Raw genomic sequence first — 24,216 nt, forward strand, 5'->3', positions numbered from 1 at the left:
TTCGTCCGATCCGCGTTCGCGCGATCAGAATTTGTAGGCCATCGAGATGCCCCATGTGCGGGCGTCGCCCGCATATTCGGCAGCTATGCCAAGCTGGCGGTAGAGATCGGAGAAGCTGCGCACATTATATTTCTTGTTGGCGATGTTGCGCATGAAGCCGGCGAATTCGATATTCGGATTCTCGAGCTGGATTGCGACACGCGCATTGAACAGGCCGTAACCCGGTATCTGGCCGAGTTCGTTCTCGCGGGCATATTGCGCCTTGACCGCGTCGGACTGCTGGTCGGCCGGCTTTACCTGGTTGAAATATTGCTTGCTGACATAGGCATAGTTGCCCTGGATCGAGAGTTCGGCCTCGCCAACCGGGAAGGTCTGCTTGGCACTGATGTTGAACTGGGTCTTAGGTAGCTGGATGAGCGGCAGATCGCTCAGATCGACGACGCAGCTGTTGGCCACGCCGTTGATCGTGGGGCAGCCGCTGCCGGCAATCACCTGCGTTTCATTGAACGTGCCGGACTTGTACTTGCCATCCATCAGGCTGAGGTTGGCGTTCACCTCCATGCCTTCCCACGGGATCACGGTAAGCTCGTTCTCGATACCCCAGATGCGGGCCTTGCCGTTGTTCTGGATATATTGCGTGACACCAATTCCCTCGACGAACGAGTTCACGATCGCCTGATTGTCCTTCTTCCAGGTATGGAAGATCGCCGTGTTGAAACGCACCCGGCGGTCGAACAGATCGGCCTTGAGGCCCGCCTCGACGTCCATGACCTTTTCCGGCTTGAAGGCGGGCAAGCCGCCCGCGCGCAGGTTCCACCCGCCCGCCTTGGCCGCGCCACTGGTCTTGGCGTAGACGAACACGTCGTCGCTCGCCTGCCAGTCGAGACCGAAGGTCCAGGCAGGATAGTTGAACTTGGCATTCTGCGTCTGGTTGCAGGTGTCAGCCGTCGGCGGCGTGTCGGGATTGGTCACGGTGCAGTTGATGCCGGTCGGCGTACCTGCAACCGGTGCATTGTAAGGCAGGCCGAGGATCTGCCGGTTATGCAGGACCGAATCCCGCGTGTCCCAGGTGTAGCGGAAGCCCGCGACCGTCCGGAGCGTGTCGGTTATCTGATAATAGCCCTGCGCGAACAGGCCGAAGGTCTCGTTGGTGATATCCGCAGTGGAGTCGCGGAGCAGTCCACCGAAGATCTGCGACCGGCTATATTCATCGCCCTTCTCATGGCCATAATAGCCGCCCGCAATGAAGCTGAGCGCATCGGTGATGTCGCCAGACAGCTGCAGTTCCTGCGAATAATATTCCGACGTCGACCCCGAGAAGGTCGCGAGCAGCCCGGCTGCGGTCGCGTCGGTATCGTTGAGGCCCTTGTTCATATTGTGCCGATAGGCAGTGATCGACTTCAGGTTGAGGCCGCCGAGCTCAACATTGATCGTGCCGGCAAATCCGTAAACCTCGAGATTGTTGAACGGCGGCACACCGTAAAGCGCCTGGACATCGGCGGGGAGCGCGGCCGCACCCGCGTTGGGCAAGGTGCCGCGGGCCGTATTGTCCCACCAATTGTCCTTGGAATGGAGGCCGGCATTCAGCGGGTTGAGATAGAGCCCGTTGATGGCGCCTTGCACCACAGCCTGCTGGGCAGGCGTCAGCGACGCGAAGTTGGGCGTGCCGAAGAAGGCGTTGGAGAATCCGGGGCGCAGCGAGCCGTTGATCACAGCCTCGTTGACCGCCTTCAGCTGGATATTCTGGCCGGTGTCCTTCATCTTGTTATAGTCGCCGGACAGGGTGATATCCCAGCCCTCGCCCTCATATTTCACCTTGCCGCGTGCGAAGTGACTGTCGAGATTGCCAATGTCGCGGCCGGTGGTGAGGCTCTTGCCGAAACCGTCACGCTGACGGAATCCGTAATTGAAGCGCGAGCTCAGATTGTCTGCGAGCGGGATGTTCAACGTCGCCTGAATGGACTTGTAGTCGAAATTGCCGACTTCACCCCTCACCTGGCCCTCGAACTGGTCGGTGGGATCGTTGCTGATGATGTTGATCGCGCCACCGGTCGTGTTGCGGCCGAACAGCGTACCCTGGGGACCGCGCAGCACCTCGACGCGCTGGATGTCCTGCAGGTCGGTCAGGCCGACGGAGGGCCGCGCGACATAGACGCCATCGATATAGGTGCCAACCGCCGGATCATTGGCGAGGATCGGCTGGAGGTTGCCCTGGCCGCGAATGGCGACGAGCGCGAAGCCGGAGGTTCCGGCCGTACCCTTGGAGATTACGAGGCTGGGTGCCGTACGTTGCAGGTCGGCGACATCCTTGACCTGAGCCTCGACAAGCGAGGCCTCGCCAAGCGCGGTGACGGCAACGGGCGTCGTCTGGAGATTTTCCTCGGTACGCCGCGCGGTCACGACGATGTCCTGGACTCCGGAAGTTTCCGCCTGAGCAGACTCCTCCTGCGCCAATACAGGTTGAGACAATGTAAAGCACATTCCTGTAAGCGCTGTCGACAACAGCATATTGATCTTGCGGTTCATAAGCTGACCCTCCCCAAATTTGTTATCCCCGCCTCGCGGGATTGCAAAAATTGAACAGATGATACCATATTTGTCTCACACGCTCGAGACAATCGCCTGCGCAATCCATGACCTGCTCGCGATACTCTTTGGCAGACGTCCTATACTTTCCCGGTCATTGCAGCGCGATCGTGCCATGCCGGAAGGCTCGCGGGGTCGCCCCCGTTGCCTGACGGAAGGCGGCGGAGAAGGCGGCGGTGCTGCCAAAGCCGCAGCGCCAGCTCACTTCCTTGATCTGAAGATTGTTCCTGGTGAGGAGTTCCTTGGCGAGCGCAACGCGACTGCGAGCGACGAACTCCCCGAGACTGACGCCGGTCCCCTCCTTGAAGACGCGCGCGACATGGCGCGTGCTCAATCCGCACGCGCGTCCGATGTCGGCGATGTTGAGCGTCGTCGACAGATTATCCATCACATAATCGGTGATGGCACGAACCTGCCTCATGGCGACGCCGCTGGCTTCCTTTTCGGCGGCATCCTGTTGCCGCAGGCTGCGGGCAAGCTCGACCGCGATTCCAACCAGCATTGCGCCCACCAGAGCATCGCTGGCGAAGCCCGGCGCCATCAATTCCGCCGCCGTTGCCTCGAGGAGACGTCTCAACGCGCCGCCGCGAACGTCGGCGCTCGGGAGGAGCGTTGCGGCCTGGTCGCCGTCCTCGAACACATCGGTCAGAAAATCGTCGTCGAGCGCCACGCATAGCAAGCGGCGCTCCTGGAGCGCGGGCGCGCCCCAATATTCATGGCGTGGCGCCAGATAGAGGATATCCCCGGAATAACATTCATCGGCCCAGGCATCGGTCCTGAGCAAGGACCGACGCGGTTGTTGGGTCAGCGAGTAATCGAGATAGTGACGCGCCGGAGAGAATGAGCCGCTGCTCGGGGTCACCCAGCGAAAGCGGCGGATATCGACCGTCGCTCCATTGGTCGCGACCCGGCGGTCGATGGCGAAAGCCTCGACCCCTTCCCGGCCCTGCCCTGTCCAATCGCTTTCGGGGCGAAACATGTCCTCTCCTCGGCTTTTGTTTCGCCCACATTAGGTCGGACGTGGTGTCTCCTCCTCTATCTTTGGGTAGGGTGTGGCGAACTATGTCAGCTGGTGGCCCCGGCCTTCGCCTTTGCCTTGGCGCGCGCCGCCTCGATCCCGCGGAACAGCGCCGTCGTATTGCCGGCGCCGACATAGAACAGCATGAACAGCGGTATCTGGTCGAGCTGCTCGTCGGTGAACTCCTCGTTGACGAGCGCGCCGCCCATCTGGATTTCGACCAGATCGGCCCGACCCAGCATCGCCGTCGCACCGAGAACCATCAGCCGCTTGTCGCGGATGGAGAATGCCGGGTCGGCCCATAATTTGCCGAACTGGTTGCCGACGATTTCCTGGTTGAACGGATTGTCCCGATAGGGCTTCATCATCTCCGACGCGCCGGGGCCATAGACCTCGTCGACGATCCCCAGCCCCTTAAGCCATTGTTCCTCGGTCAGGCTCACGCTTTTTCTCCCATCACATCTGCCATGCCGACGACGGCCTGGTCGGTTCGCTTGGTCAGTTCGATCAGTGGCAGCCTGATGCCAAAGCTGGCGGCCAGATCGATTGCCGCATCGAGGTCTTTGATCATCAGCGCCCGCGTATATTCGCGAACCCCGGCTTCCTGTTCGCTCTGAAACGGATCTTCGCGCGTCGCGAGCATGAGCGGGCCGCCGACACCGTCGGCACTGGCGTCGATCGCATCGCTCAGCTGGCGGATGTCGACCCCAGAATTGCGACACAGGACCGCGGCTTCGTAGCCGGCGCGAAGGCACCCGAAGACGATGACATTGCGTGCGATCTTGGCCGCCATGCCTGCCCCGGGTCCGCCCATGTGCGCGACATATTTTGCGAAGCCGTCCAGTACCGGACGGACTTTCGCAACGGTCGCCTCGTCGCCGCCGACGAGGCAAACAAGACCCTTCTCACGGACCTTCTGTCCACCAGTCACGCCGCAGTCGACGAGCGCGACCCCGGCCGCATCGGTGATCGCGCGGATCCGTGCCAGATCCTCCATGGAAACCGTCGCGACCAGAATAACCGTCAAGCCAGGTTTCGCGCCTGCAAGTATCCCGTTGGGGCCCGTGAGGACATCCACCGTCTGTTGCGCGCTGACGACGGCGATGACGACGACGTCCGCAGCTGCCGCGACTGCCGCCGGCGTCGCGGCTACGGCCGGCACGCCATCCAGCCCGTCGGCCGCCTCGGGCCTGATATCATAGACTGCACCCAGTTGACCGCTACGCGCCAGACACAAGGCAACACCGCTGCCGATCGCGCCCAGTCCGATCACTCCTGCCTTCATCATAATTCTCCCGACCGCATCACCGCGGTTCCAGCATCATGGTACGAATGTTGTTCTGCAGCTCGCGATCGACACCGCCCGCAGCGAAATATTGGCCGACCCCATCCCACTGACGGTCGACCTCGTCGAGCGCGGCAACCAGAAAATCCTGCTCGGTTCCGATCAGCATGGCGATGACCGCTTCACCGGGAACGAAGCCGAAGCTCTCGCGAAACCCGTCCTCGACCGAACCTGCAATGCGCATATTCTCACCGAAGACATCGGACTTTGCGTAATCGGCCAGAATCGTCTCTTGCGAAACCCCGATGAGCGAAAGCAGCAGCGCAATGACGACACCGGTCCGGTCCTTGCCCGCGGTGCAGTGAATCATCATGGGGACGTCGCCGGCCAGCAGCGCGCCGACGAGTTCCGGCAGATAGGGATGCAGGGCGCCGGGCATCCGGCGGTAATTTTCCATCATGACGCGCTTGGCATTTTCAGGCGAGGGATCCAGCCGCAGGGTCTCCCAGGCTTCCTTGCCTTGCGCGCGCAAGTCGGTGTTCATGTCCAGGTTGAGCAGTCGGCAGCCGGGTCCGCACCAGTCATTGGGTGCAGCCGTCCTTTCCACGTTCGAACGCAGGTCGCAAACGGAGCGAAATCCCAGTTCAGCCAGTTCGGCCCGATGAGCATCAAAGAAGCTGGCCGGCCCTTCCGACCGGAATATCAGCCCCGTGCGCACCCGCTGGCCGTCCGCCGCCGGCAATCCACCGAGATCCCGGAAATTGAGTCGGGACAATGCGATCGTCATTGGGCTTTTCCTGTTTCCGTCGGGGCCGGATAAGTGGGGGTTGCTGCCAGGATCTGCGCCAGCATGGCGGGCGAATACCAGACATGCTCGACATGATGCCCAAGGGTGGCGCGCTCGTCGGTATAGGCAAATCGCATGTCCTCACCCAGCGCACCGCTGAAGACGATGGGATGAAGATCGGTGTCGATCGACGCGATGTGCGCGTCCCAGTTCGCGATCGGCCCCTCGATTCGCGAGCAGACATGGTGGAATCTGACGACAAGGCCATCGCCATCGGGCAGCACGTCGCTGAACAGCGGTGCGGTGCCGCCAAGCGGCTCGATCAGTTCGATCTCGATCCCGCCGACGCGCGTCAGACCGATGCGCAATTCCGCCCCGCCTGCCTGCTCCATGCCGGGCTGGACGTTGGAAAAGATGAAGAAGCCCGGCGCACCAAATTGCGCCTCCATCATGGCGGCAGCCGCCTCTATGTCGTTGGTGACATAGGCGACCTGGCTATGGCTGGCATTGGGTCGGGCGAACATGGCGTATCCTCTCGGGGCGAACTTTGCCCGTCCGGCGCGGCCCGGCCGCCTGCCGAACGATGGGGTGCGCCATTCCCGGCGCACATTGTTCAGTTGGCCGACATCTTCCCCCCGTCGATGACCAAGGTGTCGCCCGTATGATATCTGGAGAGGTCGCTTGCGAGGTAGATGACCGCCCCCTCCAGATCCTCAGGCTTTCCGGCCCGGCCAAGCGGCGTCTTGGCCTCGACTGCCCGGGTGATGGCGGCGCCGAGCTCGGGATCGGCCAGCGTCATTTCGGTGTGAATGAAACCCGGAGCGATGACGTTGCTCCGGATGCCATAAGGCCCCAGTTCTGCGGCGAGTGCCTTGGACAAGGAGTTCAGCGCGCCCTTGGCAATCCCGTAATGAGCCATCGTCGGCACACCCTGGAAGATGGAACCGCTTCCGCACAGGATCAGTGATCCCCCACGATCCCCGGCCCCTGCACGGGAAATCATATGCCTCGCCGCCTCTCGCAGCACGAAGACGGCACCATGCAGATTGACGTTCAACAGCCCGTGATAGGTTGCGGCATCCATCTGCGCAAAAGGCGCCTGCGAGGCGAGACCGGCATTGGCCACGACGGTATCGAGGCGCCCCATCCTCTCGATCGCCCGCTCGACGCCCGCTACGATGGCGGCCTCGTCGCCGACATCGACCTGATCGGCAAACACCCGGCCGCCCCATGCCCGCAGGGCATCCGCTGCCTCTGCATTGCGATCCTCGCGCCGCCCCCAGATGACGATGTCCGCCCCCGCCCGGGCAAGACCGCGGGCAAAACCGAAGCCGATTCCCGAATTGCCGCCGGTAACGAGCGCCACCTTGCCCGTGAGATCGAACAGATTCTCAGCCACCCACGCTCTCCATTCCATTATCGACTGAAGCGTGTCGCGGATGCGGAAAGCCGACAACAGGCGATACTAGCGTCGTTACGCCATTTGCATTGCCCAAACGCCGTTTCCCGCCGCATTCAATGAATTGCGGAGCGGCGATATTCGTGAGGCGTGACCCCAACGGCGCGGCGGAAGGCAGCGGAGAACGCCGCTGCGGTCCCGAACCCGCACTCCCACGCGATCACCTTGATCGCCAGACGGTCGGTCGCCAGCAGCGCCTTGGCCCGGTCGAGGCGCATCGCGGCCGCATAATCGGACAGGGTCATGCCCGTCGATGCCTTGAACATCCGGAAGAAGTGCCGCGCGCTCATCCCGCAAGCGTCGGCAAGTTCGGAGACCGCGGGCATCGCTCCCGGTTGAGCAATCCAGTCGTCGACGAGGCGCAGCTTGGCCGCGCTCAAGCGCGCGCGGTCTTCCTCTTCGCGGTGGCGCGAGCGGCGCAGATGGCGCCCCAGTTCGACGGCGATCTCGATCCACATCGCACCGACGAGCAGGTCCGAACAGAAGCCTGGGTCGCGCACCTCTCGCGCAAGTCGTACCATTGCATCGCGGATGAACGGACTTCTGATGTCGAGGCAGGCCTCGAGTTCCGCAGAGGCGAACAGATCATCCTCATCATCCGGTCGCCCGCCTTCGAAGCCGCAGCAAATCGACTGCTGCCGACCCGCCCCCCATTCGGTGGCGACAGCGTGGCCGGCCGGAATGAAGATGATGTCGCCAAGGGGACGGGCTGCAAAGCCTGGCAGGTCGACATAGCCGCCGCGCGCGTCACCGGGACGTCGCGAGAGGGCGAGGTCGAGAAAGCTGCGGGGCGACTTGAATATCGCGCGTTGTGGTTCGTCGAACTGATAGTCATGCAGTTCAATGACGGCCTGGGGCAAGGCAATCCGCCCCTGAACCTCGCATCGGATAGAACTCGGCAACGATGCCCGATAGGCCTCGGGCAGGCTTGGCAGGTCGTGCTCCATCAGGCCCATTGCGTGTCCTCCGTCCATGCGATCGGCTTTCGCCCAAGGGAATTCAGGCGATGGCGCGACCGACCGTGGTTTGGCGTCCTCGCGATAGCCTCGGGCATTGCCGTGATAGCCAGATCGCGCGCTAATCCTCCTATCGTTGGACAAGTGAGACTATGCGGAGAGACTGGCTATGACCGGCGCGACGAGGAAGCGCGATGCGGACCCCATCGGCATTCACATCGCTGATCTGCACAATCCCGTGCTCAGCGCCGCGCAGCAGGCTGCGCTCGATGCGTCGAGCACCATCCCCATCGCATTCTCGATGGACGCCGTGCTGGACACCGCGCGTGCCGAGACCGGCCTCGACGATTTCGGCAGCGACGACTTTCTGGAGAGGCTCGCCATCTGGCTCCAGGCGCTTGCCGAGGACGAGAATGCGTCCTCGGTCACGCGCTTCAATATGTTCCAGATGACCGTCCGTTTCGCTGCTACCCGGCTACGGCTCGAGGACCTCGTCAAGCGCCATCCGGAGATCCTGGGCATCGAGATTGACCGACCGATCATCGTGGCAGGATTGCCACGATCGGGGACCACGCATCTGCTGGGACTGCTCAGCGCCGACACCCGGCTGCGCTCGCTTCCCTGGTGGGAGGCGATCGCCCCCGTCCCCTCGCCGGGCGACGAGCCGACGGCTGACAATCCCAATCCTCGCTGGACGAGGGCGGATGCCGGCTGGAAGGAGATGGAGGCCATCCTCCCCTACATGGCGATCATGCACGAATTCTCCGCCGATCATATCAGCGAGGATATCGAACTCCAGGCGCTCGATTTTTCCTCCTATCTGATCGAGTGGTTGGCTTACGTCCCTCGCTGGCGAGATTATTATCTTTCGCTCGATCAGACCGGACCCTATGCCTATCTCAAGAAGGCGCTGCAGGCCCTGACCTTCCTCAAGGGGCCGAATCGCTGGGTAATCAAGTGCCCCCAGCACATGGAACAGCTCCCGGCGCTCTATAAAACCTTCCCGGATGCGACCTTCGTCATCACCCATCGCGACCCGGTGGGGTCGGTTCGCTCGCAGCTCACCATGGCGCTCTACGCGGCCCGAATGTTGCGCAAGAAAGTCGATCCGGCCGAGCCGCTCGGCTATTGGCCGGCGCGCTACGAAGAACTGCTCCGGCGCTGCGTGCGCGATCGCGATATCCTGCCCGAGGAGCAGACGATCGACGTCTATTTCGACCAGTGGACCAAAGATCCCGACCCTATCCTGCGCGAGATTTACCGTCGCGCCGACCTGCCGCTGACCGACGAGGCGCTGACCGCCCTCCACGCCTATCTCGACGCCCATGAAGAGAAGCAAACGCACAGGATCGTCTATGACCTCGAGCGCGACTTTGGCGTCACCGCCGATGAATTGCGCCAGCGGTTCGGCTTCTACTTCGACCGCTTTCCGGTGAAGCCCGAGGTCCGATAGCCCTTTCTTTGGAAAGGTGCGCAGGACCGGCTGGCGCGAAATGACCCGGGCGAACGTCGCGGACCGTCCGCGCTGACATTTTCAGGGAATAGCCATGGCCGAATTGATTGTCGTTACCCGCGATGGAGAAGAGCAGACCCTGGCGGCAGCCGAAGGCCTCAGCATCATGGAAGTGACGCGGGACGGCGGCATCGACGAACTGCTCGCGCTTTGCGGCGGCTGCTGTTCGTGCGCAACCTGCCATGTCTATGTCGATCCGGGCTTCGCCGATCGACTCCCGCCGATGAGCGCCGACGAGAACGATCTGCTCGACGGGTCGGACCATCGCAACGCAAACTCGCGCCTCTGCTGCCAGATCGTGATGAGCGAAGCCCTGTCAGGTCTTCGCGTCGTCATCGCTCCCGAGGATTGAGGCTGCGATGTCCGGCGCGCTCGAAGAAGTCCTGTCGTTCTTCGGTGAGTGGGGTCTGGCCAAGGCCGACATGATCGAGGCGATGCGTCGTCGATTCACCGACCAGACCGTGTGGGAAAATGTCGGGATCGCGACCACCGTCGGCTTCGGCCAGGCGATGGTGTTTCTCGAGGGATTCTCCGCTCAATATCCGTTCGAGCGCGGCGAAGTGATCGTTCATCATGCCGCCGTGATCGGCAATGTCGTGCTCACCGAGCGTACGGACATCTTCTACGACGCCGCGGACAAGGCGATCGCGACGATCAGGCTGATGGGCATATTCGAGATGGACGGTCCCAAGATCCTCGCCTGGCGGGACTATTTCGACACCAAAGCCGGCTTCTGAACGGTTTCGAACCCCGGGGGAACAAGCATGCCGACCCGCAAGCCCGTCTGGGCGCAGTTGACGCCGATGCCGAAGGACGCGCTGGTCGAGCTTGCCAGATCCTATGAAACCGCCAACGTGGAGGGAATCTGGTCGCCCCAGATTTTCGGCGCGCCCTTCGGCACGCTCTCCGCTGCCGCCGCCGTCACCGATCGCATCAAGCTTGGAAGCGGCATAGCGCTGGCCTTCGTGCGCAGCCCGCTTGAAACGGCGTGCAGCGCGATCGACCTCGATCTCATCAGCAACGGACGCGTCGTGCTGGGGCTGGGCTCCAGCGCCCAGAGCCAGATCGAGGATTCGTTCGGCAGCCCTTATGGCAAGCCGCTCGCCCATATGCGCGAGATCGTCGCAATGATCCGCGCGATCGTCGCCAATGGCCATAGTGGGGAGTTGACCACCCTCGAGGGCGAATATCACAGGCTCGACCTCTCCCATTTCCGCCTACTCCACCCGGCCATCCGCGCCTCGATCCCGATCTATCTTCCGGCGGTGTTCGAGAAGGCCTGTCATCAAGCGGGCGAGATCGCCGACGGACTGCTCGGCCACCCCTTGTGGAACGATGCGTGGATCCGTGACCAGGTCCAGAAGAACATCAAGTTGGGTCTGGAAGTCGCGGGTCGCGCCCGGGGCGACTTCTCGCTCAACATATCGATCTTCGTCACGATCTCCGACGATCGGCGCGAGGCACTGGAGGACAGTCGGGCGACGATCGCCTATTACAGCCAGAACGCGCAATATCTTCGTTATTTCGAGGCGATCGGCTTTGCCCGGGAGGCCGCCGCCATTCAGGACGCCTTCTCGCGTGGCGATTTCCCGACGATGATCGCGGCCTGCAGCGACGAAATGGTGGAAAGCATCGCCATCATCGGCAGCGCGGACGAAGTACGTCGTCGCGTCGCCGAGCGCGCTGCCATGGCCGATGCGATCACCCCGGTCATTCCTCATTACGGACTGAGCGAGGACAAGAGCGCGGCTTATACCCGACGGATCGGCGAGCTATTCTACGGCTGACGACCCGAGCGATCTATTTGGCGGGAAGCAGGCCCGCGAGCAGGAAATCGGCCATCAGCACGGCCTGCTCCTCGGCGTGGCGCGGTTCGACAAGCGGGCCCGCGCCAATCCGCTGCTGGAGCGGTTGCGCACCGAAAAAATAGCCGACGCCCTGGACGAGAAGCGCCATCAACGCCGGCGTGGAAATTGGACTCACTGGCCGGATCAACGCGACATCGTGGACGAGAGCGTCCAGCCGCTCCTTGAAGGGCAGGATGAAGTGCTGGACGATATAATCGAGCCGCCAGGTATTCCGGTAACCCTCGACATGGGTCAGCGACACGATGTCGGTATGGAATGTCGCCCAGCGACAGAAGAGGTGGACCAGGGTTCGCAATCGCGCTTCCGGACTATCCTCGACGTCGAACGCCACGGCCACATCGAGCGACGCGCGACCGAGGCGCCAGTCGACCGCACGCTTCCACAGATCCGCCTTCTTGCCGAACCTAACGTTGATGAGATTGTGGCTGACGCCCAGCTGCTTGGCGATCTCGCGCAGCGTCGTCCCTTCATAGCCGCGCTCGGCGAATGTCTGGAAGGCGAGGGCGAGAAGCGTGCCTTCATCGACCGCGTGAGCTGCATTCTGGGCGGGCCGGCCCCGCCGACGGACAGGTCCGCCAGCCGTTTTTTCCGCTGTATCGCTCATCGGCGTTGGTTGACATATAAATTGTCACATGTCAATTTAAGTCCAGAGAGGACGAATAATGGCCGATACGCAGCAGGACATGTGGTGGGCAGTTGCCCGATCCGAAGAAGTCACCTCGGCAAAGCCGTTGGCGGTGGACATCGGGGATCAGCCGATCGTGCTGTGGCGCGACAATGAGGGCATCGTCCGCGCGCTCGAGGATCGCTGCCCGCATCGACGGGCTCCCCTTTCCTTGGGGTGCATTCGCGACACCGGGTGGATCCAGTGCGGGTATCATGGCTGGAGCTATGATGGCGAGACGGGCCGCCTGAAGGAAATCCCCAACATGAAGGACCAGCAGAAGTTTCCGCCGGTCTACAAGGCAATCGCGTTCGGCGTGGACGAAGCAGCGGGTCTGGTTCGCGTCAATCTCCGCACCGGGGCCGTACCGTCTGAAATCGAGGGCCCCGTTTTTGGCTTTTCCGGCACGACGCATGTGAGCCTTGGCCATCAGGATTATCTGGACGCGCTCTACGACAATCCTGAACTTGTGATCGCCATCCGAGGCGTGAGCTTCACGCCATATCTGATGTCCGAACTGCGCAACCAGAACGGCATGCTCGTGATGGAGCGAAGCTGCCAATGGAAGGGCCTGCATTGGCCAGCGCCCTTTAGCAGCGATTTTCCCCTCACGATTCTTACCGAGACGCACCCGGTCACCGGCGAGACCCGCCTGACCTTGCGCGATACCGAGTTTCGCGAACTGCTGCGGGTCGTCATGGCGCCGGTCCCGGCCGCCCGCGGCACGACCGCGGTTCGCTGGCGCGCCGAACTCGGCGATCGCCATCCCGGGGTACGCGGAACGGCTCTACGCCGTGGCAATCCCTTTTCCGTGCGCGACTCGGTCGATGGTGCGAAACTGCGGGTCACCAAGCGATCGGTTTCGATCCACGGCGAGGACCTGCGCAACGCCATCGTCGCGGAAATCCCGCATTCGGAGGCCGTTGCGGCCTGAATATAGCTGCCTGATACCGACCTGGAGGCAAGACCATGCTCGAGACCGTCAACCGCCCCGCCGATATGGACTCCGCAAACCCACCCTCCGGTGCGGCCGGCGGTCGCCCCACGGGGCTCAACGCCGTCAATCATTGGGTACCCCATGACATAGTCATGCGCGATACATGGTTTCCGCTGGCGCATTCGAGCAGCATCGGCAAGACGGTCGCCCGGCGGACGATCTATTCGCATTCCTATTTCATCTGGCGTGAAAATGGTGTCGCGGTGGCGTCCGAATTTCATCCCAACGAAAAGCAGGTCTCGGACAAGAGCCTATATACCGACGCTCGCGGCCGTTATCCGGTGATGGAGCATTATGGCTATGTCTGGGGCTGGTTCGGACGCCCCGAAGCCGCCGATCCGGTTCACTTGCCGAGCCTGCCATTTCTTCCGCCCAATGGCGGCTTGCCCGGCCATATGATCGGCACCGTCCGCTTCGATTGCTCCGCACCGATCAGCCTCGAGAATCTGATCGACCTGACCCATGCCGACTTTCTCCATGCGAACGTCGTTGGCGACGAAAAGTCCGAGACCGAGACGGTCGAGACCTTCTACGACAGCGAAACCGTCACCATGGTGCGCACCTGCACCGGCAAGTCGGTGGCGCCGGTGATGAAGTTCTTCAGCGGCATCCGGCAGCCGACGCAAGATATCCGCCAGGTCATCCGCATCTATCTGCGCAGCCACTGCGCCATCGCCTATGGCCGTTTCCAGCCCGGCGACGATGTTCCGCTGTTTCATCCGTGCGTGCCCGAGACGCGCGATCGCACGCGGCTGGATTATGCGATGAACACGTCGAATGCGGGCCTGATGTTCCGCCATGTCATGCCCAAGGCGAGCTATCTTGTATCTCGCCAGGACAGCAGCATGACTTCGCCGCAAAGCCCGCGCTATATGCGCGATACCAGCCGCAAGGACCTTCATTCGAAATATGATGCGGCCGGCCAGCGCTACCGCATGTTGATGATGGAGATTGCCGACCGTCAGGCGGCGGGCGACTTCGAGTATCGCGACAATGTCAGCGCGGACTGCGGCGACATCATCGGCCTGCGCCGCGAGCTTTTCCGCTATTGAGTTTGATCGGGCGGGCATCACCGATGCCCGCCCATTTGCCGAACGGAATTTCCAATGCCTTCGATGAAGAATGCCGTCGGCGATGATCGCCGCTGGTGGGCGGTCATGCCCACCCTTCCCGCACCCGCCATGGCGGGGATCGGCCAGCAGATGGAACAGGTCGGCTTCGAAGGTTGCTTTTCGCTCCAGATCTATGGGGCACCTTTCGTGCCGATGGCTGCCACCGCCGCCACGACAACCACGCTCAAGGTCGGCACGGGCGTTGCCATTGCCGGCACGCGCAGTCCGCTTGAAACCGCGTATTGCGCGATGGACGTCGACCGGATCAGCAACGGTCGATTTGTCCTCGGCCTCGGCAGCAGCATCAAGAGCTGCGTGACAGGCATGTATGGCGAGCCGCATCGCAAGCTGTTGAGCCACCTGCGCGAGACCGTGAAGGTGGTTCGCTACATCGTCGCCAACGCCCATATTGGCCTCGACCCGATCGAAGGCGAATATTTCTCGGCGGATTTCGAGGAGATGATGATCACGGCACCTCCGGTGCGCGAACATATCCCGATCTGGATCGCGGCCTTGCAGGACAAGATGGGCGAGCTCGCGATCGAGATCGGCGACGGCCTGATGGTCCACGCGCTGTGGTCGGCGGATTATACCAGGAGCAAGAAGCCGTTCATCGACGCGGCGCTGGCGAAATATGGCCGCGAACGCCGCGACGTCGAGATCAACGCCTGGCCGTGGATAGCGGTCAACGCCGATAAGCAGAAGGCGATCGATGACAGCCGGGCGACCGTGGCCGCCTATTCGGGCTACAAGGAATATGAGCCCTTCTTCGAGGCCATCGGCTTTGGCGATGAGGCCCGATCCTGCCAGCTCGCCCTTGGCGAGCATGGCGACGTTTCATCGGTGGTCGGCAATGTTTCAGACGACATGGTCGAAGCGTTTGTCGCCTGCGGACCGGTCGATGAAGTGCTCGAACGGATCGAACCGTTCTGGGAAGTCGTGGACTCGCTCTGTCCGATGACGCCGTACCGGGATCTGACGATGGAACAGATGACCGAATATAATGCCGGCCTCTACGAACTCGTCGCGACAGCAAAGGCGCGGGCCGCCTAGGCTTATACTCCTTGGCTACAGGTTCCATGGACGGCCAGGCGGCGTGCGGGCAATGTCATCGCTTACGGCACATTGTGTTTGTCACACCACAGTTGCCGGGTGTCACAAGCGCAATTGATCCAGATCATATTCATGCAACTGGACGGTTTTCGCCCGACATGAAATGACATCGCCGGGCTCCGGTGTGGGGAGAATCCAACGAGCGGCGTCCCGACCAGAGGCGCCGCTCGTTTTACGTCTCCTACCGGCAGGTCTTGCGCCTCGAACGAACTCCCGAAAATCGGGGATCGAGACGGAGCTGACTTGCGCCCTCAAGCCGGTACGCGTGCTTCGACCAGGCTCGTGCCAGCAATATAGCCGAGAACCATCGCGGGTCCGACATTGCAGCCATGGGCGGGCGACTTGCCCCGCCAGATCGAATTGGCATCGAGCCCCGCTGCAAACAGTCCCTCTATCGGCGTTCCTCCCGCGTCGAGCACATGGCAATGCTCATCGATCCGGAGGCCCACGGTCGTCGAACCGTCGCCGGGATAGATGCGGATCGCATAGAAGGGCGCCGTCGCCACGGGACCCAGACATGGATTTGGGGAATGCCGCGGATCACCGATTTCGCGATCGATCTCCTCACTGCCCTTGCCGAAATCCTCGTCCACGCCCGAAGTGGCAAACTGGTTGATCCGCCCCACTGTCGCTTCCAGTCCGTCAGAATCGACTCCGATCTTGCCGGCCAGTTCGCGGATGGTAGCGCCTTGCACGACATAGCCCGCCTCAACGAGCTTCTTGAGGCCGCCGCCCCCTGGAAACACCATACCCATGCCGTACTTTTTCACGAAGGCAGCATCCCCGACAATGTGGGCAGGGACTGCTCCGTCAGCGTGCATGGCATCGACAAACCGCACCGAGGCTTCGTTGCCGAAGCGCTCGCCCTTGGCGTTGATGGCAATGCAGCCGGGCTTGGACATGTCGATGAGGTGAGCGTAGCGCGCCACATAGCCATCGGGACGGGTCAGCTTTGACACGACGGCCCAGACGCCATTGACGAGATTGTCACCGTCGAGCGATGCCCCCGCCTCCAGCCCCATGTTCATGCCGTCGCCCGTATTCTCATAAGGCAGGATCGACACATGATGCTCGGCAAAAGGCATATAAGCGCGGCGAAGCTGTTCGTTGGCGGAAAAGCCCCCGGACGCCAGCACAACCCCGACATTGGCGAGGATATCATTGCCCCCTGCCCGCACACCCGACACGCGCCCGCCGTCCTCCAGCAGCCCGTCGACGGCCGTCGATTTCTGCAGACGAACGCCGGCATCGAGCGCCGACCGCAGCAACCGCGCGGCAAGCGCATTGCCCATCGTCAGCCGGGTTCCGCGAGGATATCGGCGTAGTTTGTCCATGCCGAATTTCGCCGCGAGTTTGCCGAAATGGACCAGCGATTTGGGAGATGGCATTGCCGCGAGATAGGGAAGGTCGAACAGGTCAATCATGAAACCGCCGGGCGCGTTGAACTCCTCGCGCGCGGGCCGCAGATCGGCAAAATCCGACCCCAATTTCTTGCCATCATATTCCTTCGGGCTGAGCAGACGCCCGTAATTCACCGCGCCGGGCACGTCGGGATACCAGTCGCTGCTCGGCGGCGAGATGAGGAATTCGACGGCACTGTTTTCGGCCAACCAGGCCACCATCTCCGGCCCGTTGTCGAGATAGGCGTCGATGAGCGCCGGATTGGCCGTTTCGCCCACCACCTCGAGAATATATTGACGTGCCACGGCAGGACTGTCGTCCACCCCGGCCGCCCTTGCCTGGGGGCTCCCTGGTATCCAGATGCCGCCTCCTGAAACAGCCGTCGTACCACCGAAATGGCCGGCTTTCTCCAGTACCAGGACAGACAGCCCGGACTTGGCGGCGCGGATCGCGGCCGTCAGGCCAGAAGCGCCCGATCCCACGACAATCACATCATATTGCATTCGCATTGTCTCCACGGGCGGCTCAGGCCGACTGCATCATTGTTTTCATCTGTTCGTCCGAAACGCCGATCTGGCCGGCCACATCGAGGGCATCCCAATATTCCCGCCACCACAGGATGCGACCCTCCTCATCCAGGCCGAACACGCCGGTCACACGCGTGATGATCTCGCGGTCATCGGCGAGCAGGCGGACGCGATCGACACGCTCGGTGAATACAGTGTCGCCGTTGCTTGCAATCTTGAGCACCACGCAATCGCAGTCGGCATAAATGCGATACTGGCGCTCGGCTTCGGCACAGATGGCATCGGGGCCCTCGACCGGAGGGGCCAATGGCACGATCGGCTGCCATCGGGCCGTGGGCGCGAGATGAGCCCTGATCTTCGCAAGATCGAGTTCGGTGGCATGGAAGAGGGCCAGAAACTCGCGGACGACAGCCTCGTTGGTCTCGCTCACACTTCATCCCCATATTTTGTTGGACGAACCGTCAAATATTAAAGGACATCATGCGGCTTCAGCCGTGCCGCGCTGGAATGCCGCGACAGCAGCGGTATCGAAATATTCGCGGCCGTGAACGATGAGGCCGTCCCGGACTACGAACAGATCGTGATATTCGTTGCGATAGACGCGATCGCCGAAATGCATCTCCGACCGGATCTCGGCCGCGACCGTGTCGCCCTGGGCGATCATCCCGACGATCTCGACTTTCCGTTCCTGCGCGGTCAGCAGCATGGATTTGACCGCTTCGGTATATTCGGAACGGGTCATATTACCATGCCCCACAATCCACCATGTGCAGTCGTGCGCCTGCAGCGCATCGATCATGACCTCATCCCCCTGTTCGATCGCGGCCAGAAAATGGGTCACGACATGCTTGGGATTCACGGTCACAATTCCACTCCATCTGCAATCGGCAACGGCGCACTTTCTCCGCGCCGCTAACGGGTGGCTCCTTTCCTCCGGCAGGTTGCGCAGGTCATCCAGGCGCGGATGCTGTCCACTCCATTGGCCGGGAAGAATTGCAGCATGCTGGATTGCAAGGACATGACGCCATGACGCCGGAAGCGGTGCGCTCCGCCGGCCTTGCGCCGAAGACGGTCAGCGAACGCTATAGCTGGTACGTCCTGGGCATTCTCACCTTGTCCCAGACCTGTCACGGCATCGATCGCGCCATCATCGGCTTGGTGCTGGCGCCGGTCGGCAAGGAGTTCAACCTGTCGGATGGCCAGCTCGGCTTCCTCGCGGGCTTTGCCTACGGCATCTTTTTCGCGCTCGCCGCGCTGCCGTTCGGGATTGCTGTCGATCGGTACAATCGCCGCAACCTGATGACGATGGCCTTGACGATCTGGAGCGGCGCCACCGCGTTGTGCGGCTTCGCGACGGGCTTCTGGACCCTGCTTCTGGGTCGCGCGGCCGTCGGCACGGCCGAGGCCGGCGGGTCACCAACCGGCATGTCGCTCCTCAGCGACTATTTTGGAACGGAGAAACGTTCGACCGCGATCGGCATCTGGTATCTGAGTTCGGGGATCGGTCTTGCCATCGCGTTTTTTGTCGGCGGTTGGATCATCCAGGTTTCGGATTGGCGATGGGCCTTTTTCGCCGCAGGCATTCCGGGCCTTGTCCTGGCTCCGCTCCTGTACTTCACCGTTCGCGAGCCCAAGAGGGGAAGCCGCGACCTGGAACCAGCCGTGGACCAGGTCGCCGGCCTTAGCCTGCCGCGGCGGATGGCGCTGCTGTCCACTCGTCCGGGCCTTGTGCATTGCATCCTTGCCATCGTCCTGATTGCGACGGGCATCTACGGAATGAGCACCTGGCTCACGACCTTCCTGATCCGCGCACATGGTCTACCGATCGCGCGCGCGGGACTGATGGTCGCCATTGCTTATGGGGTTCTCGGATCTGTCGGCGGATTTGCCGCTGGCTGGATCGCGGACTGGCTCAACAAGCGGCGCGGAGGGTTCGACGCCTCGCGAACCGCCCTCTTCGGGGCGACGATACCCTTCCTCACGGCCGCGACAGGCGTCGGCACGGTCGCTTCGGGGAGCCTTGAGGGTACGATCGCCTTCATGCTGGCCTGCGGCTTCTTCAGCGCGTCGTACAACGGCCCGATCTATGCGGTCATCGTGACGCTCGCCGGCGCAAAGTTACGCGGACTTGCGGTTTCCATGGTTCAGCTCGGCGCCAACCTCGTCGGTGTCGGCGCCGGCACGTTCCTGATCGGCGCCATCAGCGACTATGTCGGGGGCAATGCCGGCGTCGCCTGGGGCATTGGGGTGGCGATGCTCTTCACTTTGTGGGGCGGTATCCACCTTCTGCTGGCCGCCCGCGCCATCGGTAGATCAACCCCTGGACTGAAGGGAGATCCGGCTTGACCGAGCCTGCCTACGCACCCGCAACCGTGGATCCAGACGCGATCCCCGGTCCATATCCGTCGCGCACGACTCCGCTTCCCTGGAACCGGGACGCGATTACAGCCGAGTGGCTCGGTCGTACGATGGCCAATCGCTATCCGGGCGTTGCCGCAGAAAGCCTCGAACTCGTCCAGTTGTTCGACAGCCACACGACCAAGATGCGCGTTCGCGTCGGCTGGGACATGGCCGGCAAGGCGGCCGGCCTGCCGGAGAATCTCTGCCTCAAGTCCAATTGGTCGGGTGCGTTCAACGATGTCGACATCTGCGCGCTCGAAGCCCGCTTCTACCATTTCCTTGCTGGCAAGATGCAGGTGCCGACGGCCGCCTGCTATTATGCCGACTGGGATGATGATGGCCGCGGCCAGGGCCTGATCGTCCTTGAGGACCTCGTCGAGCGAGGCGGGAAGTTCGGGCACAGCACCCAGCACGCCGGAATCGACGGAATTGCAGGCGCGCTTGAGGGTCTGGCCAGACTCCATGGCAGCCTGTGGGACAGCCCCGTCATCAGCGAGACAGCAGCGCCATGGCTGCAGACGTCGATGCGCACGCCCGTCGATCATGACCAGGTCCGGATCATGTGGCACTGGATCTGTGAAAATCTGAAGGATCCCAATTTCCGGGCGATCGCGCCGAGCCACTATCTGGCCGAGCCTCGCCGCGTCGAATGGGCCTTTGACCGGCTGGTCCAGTTCGAGCGGTCTTTCGAGGCGCCCTTTTGCGTGATCCTTGGCGACTGTCACCAAGGCAATACCTATATCCTGCCCGATGGCGAGCGTCTCTGGCTCGACTGGCAGCTGGCGCGGCGTGGGCGTCCCTGGCGCGACCTGACCTACTTCTGCATCGGGTCGCTCACCATCGACGAGCGCCGCCACCATCTGCGTGATCTGATCGCCCATTATCGCTCGAACCTGATCGCAACCGGCGCGACAAATGTCATCGAACTCGACGAGATCTGGGAGCAGGTCCGACGTTGGGTCATGTACGGGATCCAGGCCTGGGTCGCGAACATGGACCATTGGGGACAGAACGGTCTGCCGATGAACGAACGCTTCTTCGCCGCCGGAGAGGATCTCGGCACCTGGCAACTGCTGTTGGGAAACTGAACGGATGAAGGTCAGCCTGGAAGGCAAGGTCGCCATCGTTACCGGGTCGGGCGCGAATATCGGCGAGGCATGCGCGCGCATGCTCGCCGGCGCCGGGGCCTCGGTCGTTCTTGCCGATATCAATATCGAGGGTGCGCAACGGGTGGCAGAGGACATCCAGGCCGCCGGCGGGCAGGCTTTCATCCACACCCTCGAACTGACCGAGGAAGCAAGCGTAAGGGCTCTTATCGGAGCCACTGGCGAACGGTTCGGCCGGATAGATATCCTGCACAACAACGCTGCCGATACACGCCTCGAGCAGATGGCGGCGGACGGCAGCATTCTCGAAATGGATGTGGCGGTCTGGGATCGGGCCTTTGCAGTCAATACGCGCGGCGCGATGCTCATGATCAAGCATGCAGCGCCACACATGATCGCCGCTGGCGGCGGATCGATCATCAACACCGGCAGCGGCGTCGCCATCCTCGGCGACCTGTTCAATCCGGCTTATTCGACGTCCAAGGGGGCGATCAACACGCTGACGCGCAATGTTGCTGCACAGCTGGGGCGCCACAACATAAGGTGCAACGCTGTGCTGCCGGGGCTCGTCCTTTCCCCGCTCGCACGCACGATGATGGGATCGCGCCAGATCGATCTGGTGCAGCGCCATGTCCTGTTGCCGCGCCCAAGCGTGCCCGAAGACATCGCGGGCGTTACCCTGTTTCTGGCATCCGACCTCGGCAGCTTCGTCACGGGCCAGATCATCTCGGCCGATGGGGGCATCGTCCATCACACGCCATATTATGCCGACATGATCGACGCGATGGCGGCATCGGAGGCCTGAAAAAAAGGGCAAGAAAGATCGCGCCATCCCCAAGCGTTCCACCGAGCCATCGGCAGGCCTTCACCTGAAGGATGTTGCCGAGCCAGAATGGCATCAATCCCATATTGAAGTCGGTCGAACCACGCCTCGATTTACGTCCGACTGACGATGCCATGGCGCATGCGCGCTAGTTCATCCCTGCCATGCCTACCCAAAGATGGGCGGCAACTTCACTTCCCGGACTAGCTTTGTCTGTGAGGGAGGCCGCCATGCAGCAACTTGCCCAGACCCGCGCGATGTCGCCATTCACGATCCGCTCGGCAGGCTATACCCTGGCGGCACTCTTCGTGCTCAACATGATGAACTATGTCGACCGGCTGCTGTTCGGCGTGACCCAAGAACTGATCCGTGCGGATCTGGGGCTTAGCGATTTCCAGCTTGGTCTGCTCGGCGGGCCAGCCTTCGCCCTGCTCTATGTGCTGTTCTCATTTCCAATTGCGCGCGTAGCCGAACGTGGCAATCGCGTTTCGATCATCTCGATCGCATTTGCAGCGTGGAGTGCGCTGACCGCTTGTTGTGGCTTGGCTGCGTCGTTCGTGCAGCTCCTCTTGGCGCGCGCGGGCGTCAGCGTCGGTGAGGCAGGATGTGCTCCACCTTCGCACTCGCTGATCTCGGACTATTTCCCGCCCGAGCGGCGCACCAGTGCGATGTCGGTCTACGGCGCCGCGGGGCCGGTCGGTGCGCTGGTCGCCGCGGTCGGCGGCGGCTGGATCGCGCAGCATTTCGGCTGGCGCGTGACGTTCCTGGCTTGCGGCGGATTCGGTGTCGCCGCGGCGATTCTCTTCCGCCTGACCATGCGCGAGCCGGCGCGGCAGGCTGTCGCGCACCAGCCGTCGATGGCGGGGGCGCTCGGCATGCTGCTCGGCAAGCGCAGTTTCGTGCTGGTCGCTGCGGCAGGCGCAGTGGCCGGATTCGCGAGCTACTCAAATCACCAATATATGGTCTCTTTCCTGATGCGCGCGCATGGCCTGTCGGTCGGCACCGCAGGCACCGTCCTGGGGCTGGTGATCGGGGGCGTCGGCATTTTGGTCACGCTCGCCGCCGGGCCAATCATTGACGGAAACCGGGTGCGCTTTCCTGGTATCCGCACCTGGCTGCCCGCGGTGGGCCTGTTGTGGAGCGGCCTATTCTTCGCCACCGCCTTCACCATCCGCGATACCGCCCTTTCGATCGGACTGCTCGTCACCGCATCGATCGGCCAGCATTTCTACATGCCGTCGATGTACACCGTCGCGCAGGACGTGGCACCTCCCGCCGTTCGCGCAACCGCCGCCGCGCTCTTGATCGCGATCATCTCGGTTGTCGGTTACGGGCTCGGCCCCCCGCTTGTCGGCCTTGCGAGCGATGTTCTTGGCGGTTTGGCGATGACCGCGCATGGCACGAGTGCAGCCGCCTGCAAGGTGGCCGCCAGCGCCGCATGCGAAGCCGCCAAGTCGGATGGCCTCCGCCTTTCGTTGAGCATCGGTTCGATCGGCTTCGTGATCGCGGGCATCCTCTTTGCACTGGCGGGGAGGACGATCGACCGCGACGTGCATCGATAGGGAAAAGTGCGACAAGTGATGGTATGAGCAAGCAGATGGGCGAGCTGACGACAGAGCGGCGAAACCCGTCAAGGAGCGGAGAATGACTAATCTGGATGGCGAAGTAACGCCCGCGTGGATCCCGATGTGCAGGCCGCTGACGACTTCCTTCTTCGAAGTCGAGCATCATGTCGAGGTGAACGGGATCTATGCCGATATCCGTTCGTTCGGATGGGAGCATAGCTGCACGGGCCGCTTCCAGGCCGAGTCCTATTATGTCGATTATTCTCTGACGCCACGCCCGATCCAATCCAAGCTGCTGCACACTGGCCATCGCTGGACGCCGGATCCCGGCGACATCGTGTTTCTGCCGAAGGACAGCGAGTTCGATGCCGAATGCGCGCCGTGCGAGCAGCGCCTGCTCTGCCTGACTTTCGAGCGCGAGGCCGTGATGAACCTGTTCGAGGGCGACGGCCGCGGCGCCGATCTTTCACCCTGCTTCGACGTGCAGGCGCCGCGCGTTCGCCAAACGCTGGCCCGTATCGCGGAGGAGGTACGCGAGCCGGGTTTCGGCTGGGACGTGCTCACCGAGTCGCTGTCACTCATGACGGTGGTCGAGCTCAGCCGCCATCTCCAGGAGCGTCAGCTCGCCGACGAAACGCCGCGCGGGCGCATTGCCGACTGGCGACTGCGGCGGCTGAAGGAACGGGTCGAGGACGGCCTCGCGGGTCAGTTGTCGATCACTGACCTCGCGGCGGAATGCGGGATGAGTCCACGCCACCTCATCCGTACCTTCAAGAACACGGTCGGCATTACGCTGAGCGACTATATTGCCGAGGCGCGCATCCGTCGGGCCAAACGTGAACTGGCAGCCGAAGATGCGCTGATCAAGATCGTTGCGCACAATTGCGGCTTCCAGAGCGCGGCCGCCTTCTCAGCCTCGTTCCGCAAGGCCACCGGCATGAGCCCGCGCGAATTCCGGCAGGATCAGTTCCGTTTCGCCGCATGACTCGCGCCGCCGTCTAGGCTTTGCGGGGTCGCCGACACCCTCCCCAGCACC

At 62.4% G+C, this 24,216-nt stretch carries 24 protein-coding genes; 12 read left to right on the forward strand and 12 right to left on the reverse strand.

All coding sequences use genetic code 11. From position 1 onward, the window contains the following. Nucleotides 1-24: 24 nt before the first annotated feature. The 8 genes from KC8_RS06025 to KC8_RS06060 form a co-directional block, all read right to left on the reverse strand. The gene (locus tag KC8_RS06025; protein WP_010124678.1) at nucleotides 25-2,400 is read right to left on the reverse strand and encodes a TonB-dependent receptor; all 2,376 of its coding nucleotides are present in this window, start codon (nucleotides 2,398-2,400) and stop codon (nucleotides 25-27) included. Nucleotides 2,401-2,680: 280 nt separating this feature from the next. Beyond that, nucleotides 2,681-3,565 carry a helix-turn-helix domain-containing protein gene (locus KC8_RS06030; RefSeq protein ID WP_010124677.1) on the reverse strand — a complete coding sequence of 295 codons (885 nt, stop codon included), beginning with the start codon at nucleotides 3,563-3,565 and terminating at the stop codon, nucleotides 2,681-2,683. An 86-nt stretch (nucleotides 3,566-3,651) separates the two neighbouring features. Beyond that, on the reverse strand, nucleotides 3,652-4,047 hold the full coding sequence (locus tag KC8_RS06035; RefSeq protein ID WP_010124674.1) for a carboxymuconolactone decarboxylase family protein: 396 nt from the start codon (nucleotides 4,045-4,047) through the stop codon (nucleotides 3,652-3,654). Beyond that, complete coding sequence (locus KC8_RS06040; RefSeq protein WP_010124671.1) at nucleotides 4,044-4,889, reverse strand: NAD(P)-dependent oxidoreductase; 846 nt, start codon at nucleotides 4,887-4,889, stop codon at nucleotides 4,044-4,046. Before KC8_RS06040 ends, KC8_RS06035 begins: the two co-directional genes overlap by 4 nt. 19 nt (nucleotides 4,890-4,908) lie before the next feature. Next, a complete protein-coding gene (locus KC8_RS06045; protein WP_010124670.1) occupies nucleotides 4,909-5,676 on the reverse strand; it encodes a tyrosine-protein phosphatase in 768 nt (255 codons plus the stop codon). Continuing rightward, nucleotides 5,673-6,200 carry a VOC family protein gene (locus KC8_RS06050; RefSeq protein WP_010124669.1) on the reverse strand — a complete coding sequence of 176 codons (528 nt, stop codon included), beginning with the start codon at nucleotides 6,198-6,200 and terminating at the stop codon, nucleotides 5,673-5,675. Before KC8_RS06050 ends, KC8_RS06045 begins: the two co-directional genes overlap by 4 nt. A gap of 89 nt (nucleotides 6,201-6,289) precedes the next feature. Then, nucleotides 6,290-7,075 carry an SDR family NAD(P)-dependent oxidoreductase gene (locus tag KC8_RS06055; RefSeq protein ID WP_010124668.1) on the reverse strand — a complete coding sequence of 262 codons (786 nt, stop codon included), beginning with the start codon at nucleotides 7,073-7,075 and terminating at the stop codon, nucleotides 6,290-6,292. A 116-nt stretch (nucleotides 7,076-7,191) separates the two neighbouring features. Continuing rightward, on the reverse strand, nucleotides 7,192-8,091 hold the full coding sequence (locus KC8_RS06060; RefSeq protein WP_010124667.1) for a helix-turn-helix domain-containing protein: 900 nt from the start codon (nucleotides 8,089-8,091) through the stop codon (nucleotides 7,192-7,194). A 169-nt stretch (nucleotides 8,092-8,260) separates the two neighbouring features. On the opposite strand from KC8_RS06060, the gene KC8_RS06065 reads away from it, so the two are divergent. From KC8_RS06065 to KC8_RS06080, 4 genes are all read left to right on the forward strand, one after another. Further along, the gene (locus KC8_RS06065) at nucleotides 8,261-9,544 is read left to right on the forward strand and encodes a sulfotransferase family protein (protein WP_010124666.1); all 1,284 of its coding nucleotides are present in this window, start codon (nucleotides 8,261-8,263) and stop codon (nucleotides 9,542-9,544) included. 94 nt (nucleotides 9,545-9,638) lie between these two features. Further along, nucleotides 9,639-9,956 (forward strand): 2Fe-2S iron-sulfur cluster-binding protein, encoded by a 318-nt coding sequence (locus KC8_RS06070; RefSeq protein WP_010124664.1) that lies wholly within the window; start codon nucleotides 9,639-9,641, stop codon nucleotides 9,954-9,956. Nucleotides 9,957-9,963: 7 nt separating this feature from the next. Further along, nucleotides 9,964-10,341, forward strand: a complete 378-nt coding sequence (locus KC8_RS06075) for a limonene-1,2-epoxide hydrolase family protein (RefSeq protein ID WP_010124662.1) — start codon at nucleotides 9,964-9,966, stop codon at nucleotides 10,339-10,341. A gap of 27 nt (nucleotides 10,342-10,368) precedes the next feature. After that, on the forward strand, nucleotides 10,369-11,391 hold the full coding sequence (locus KC8_RS06080; RefSeq protein WP_010124661.1) for an LLM class flavin-dependent oxidoreductase: 1,023 nt from the start codon (nucleotides 10,369-10,371) through the stop codon (nucleotides 11,389-11,391). A 13-nt stretch (nucleotides 11,392-11,404) separates the two neighbouring features. Here KC8_RS06080 and KC8_RS06085 read toward each other — a convergent pair whose 3' ends face one another. Next, nucleotides 11,405-12,076, reverse strand: a complete 672-nt coding sequence (locus KC8_RS06085; protein ID WP_010124660.1) for a TetR/AcrR family transcriptional regulator — start codon at nucleotides 12,074-12,076, stop codon at nucleotides 11,405-11,407. A gap of 79 nt (nucleotides 12,077-12,155) precedes the next feature. On the opposite strand from KC8_RS06085, the gene KC8_RS06090 reads away from it, so the two are divergent. The 3 genes from KC8_RS06090 (at nucleotide 12,156) to KC8_RS06100 (ending at nucleotide 15,298) form a co-directional block, all read left to right on the forward strand. Further along, complete coding sequence (locus KC8_RS06090) at nucleotides 12,156-13,070, forward strand: Rieske (2Fe-2S) protein (protein WP_232455686.1); 915 nt, start codon at nucleotides 12,156-12,158, stop codon at nucleotides 13,068-13,070. Between the two features lie 155 nt (nucleotides 13,071-13,225). Next, nucleotides 13,226-14,185: a hypothetical protein gene (locus tag KC8_RS06095; protein ID WP_010124658.1), complete on the forward strand. Its 960-nt coding sequence runs from the start codon at nucleotides 13,226-13,228 to the stop codon at nucleotides 14,183-14,185. Between the two features lie 54 nt (nucleotides 14,186-14,239). Next, the gene (locus KC8_RS06100; RefSeq protein WP_010124656.1) at nucleotides 14,240-15,298 is read left to right on the forward strand and encodes an LLM class flavin-dependent oxidoreductase; all 1,059 of its coding nucleotides are present in this window, start codon (nucleotides 14,240-14,242) and stop codon (nucleotides 15,296-15,298) included. 311 nt (nucleotides 15,299-15,609) lie between these two features. Here KC8_RS06100 and KC8_RS06105 read toward each other — a convergent pair whose 3' ends face one another. Genes KC8_RS06105 through KC8_RS06115 form a run of 3 tightly spaced genes read right to left on the reverse strand, consistent with a single transcriptional unit; the run spans nucleotide 15,610 to nucleotide 18,151 of the window. Beyond that, nucleotides 15,610-17,262 carry an FAD-dependent oxidoreductase gene (locus KC8_RS06105; RefSeq protein WP_010124653.1) on the reverse strand — a complete coding sequence of 551 codons (1,653 nt, stop codon included), beginning with the start codon at nucleotides 17,260-17,262 and terminating at the stop codon, nucleotides 15,610-15,612. 22 nt (nucleotides 17,263-17,284) lie between these two features. Further along, complete coding sequence (locus KC8_RS06110; protein ID WP_010124652.1) at nucleotides 17,285-17,716, reverse strand: limonene-1,2-epoxide hydrolase family protein; 432 nt, start codon at nucleotides 17,714-17,716, stop codon at nucleotides 17,285-17,287. 48 nt (nucleotides 17,717-17,764) lie between these two features. Further along, nucleotides 17,765-18,151, reverse strand: coding sequence for a nuclear transport factor 2 family protein (locus KC8_RS06115; protein WP_010124651.1), 387 nt, complete (start codon nucleotides 18,149-18,151; stop codon nucleotides 17,765-17,767). A 161-nt stretch (nucleotides 18,152-18,312) separates the two neighbouring features. Here KC8_RS06115 and KC8_RS06120 point away from each other — a divergent pair, with 161 nt between their 5' ends. The 5 genes from KC8_RS06120 to KC8_RS06140 all read left to right on the forward strand — a co-directional run bounded on the left by KC8_RS06120 (nucleotide 18,313) and on the right by KC8_RS06140 (nucleotide 24,165). Beyond that, nucleotides 18,313-19,632: a spinster family MFS transporter gene (locus tag KC8_RS06120; RefSeq protein ID WP_010124650.1), complete on the forward strand. Its 1,320-nt coding sequence runs from the start codon at nucleotides 18,313-18,315 to the stop codon at nucleotides 19,630-19,632. Next, the gene (locus KC8_RS06125; protein WP_029624407.1) at nucleotides 19,629-20,774 is read left to right on the forward strand and encodes a phosphotransferase; all 1,146 of its coding nucleotides are present in this window, start codon (nucleotides 19,629-19,631) and stop codon (nucleotides 20,772-20,774) included. The genes KC8_RS06120 and KC8_RS06125 overlap by 4 nt, the downstream gene beginning before the upstream one ends. 4 nt (nucleotides 20,775-20,778) lie before the next feature. Continuing rightward, nucleotides 20,779-21,597, forward strand: coding sequence for an SDR family NAD(P)-dependent oxidoreductase (locus KC8_RS06130; RefSeq protein WP_010124648.1), 819 nt, complete (start codon nucleotides 20,779-20,781; stop codon nucleotides 21,595-21,597). 248 nt (nucleotides 21,598-21,845) lie between these two features. Continuing rightward, nucleotides 21,846-23,177 (forward strand): spinster family MFS transporter, encoded by a 1,332-nt coding sequence (locus KC8_RS06135; RefSeq protein ID WP_010124646.1) that lies wholly within the window; start codon nucleotides 21,846-21,848, stop codon nucleotides 23,175-23,177. Between the two features lie 82 nt (nucleotides 23,178-23,259). Continuing rightward, complete coding sequence (locus KC8_RS06140) at nucleotides 23,260-24,165, forward strand: AraC family transcriptional regulator (RefSeq protein WP_010124644.1); 906 nt, start codon at nucleotides 23,260-23,262, stop codon at nucleotides 24,163-24,165. The last annotated feature ends 51 nt before the right edge of the window (nucleotides 24,166-24,216 follow it).

Origin of the sequence: Sphingomonas sp. KC8 (assembly GCF_002151445.1) — a bacterium.
Lineage (GTDB): Bacteria > Pseudomonadota > Alphaproteobacteria > Sphingomonadales > Sphingomonadaceae > Sphingomonas_E.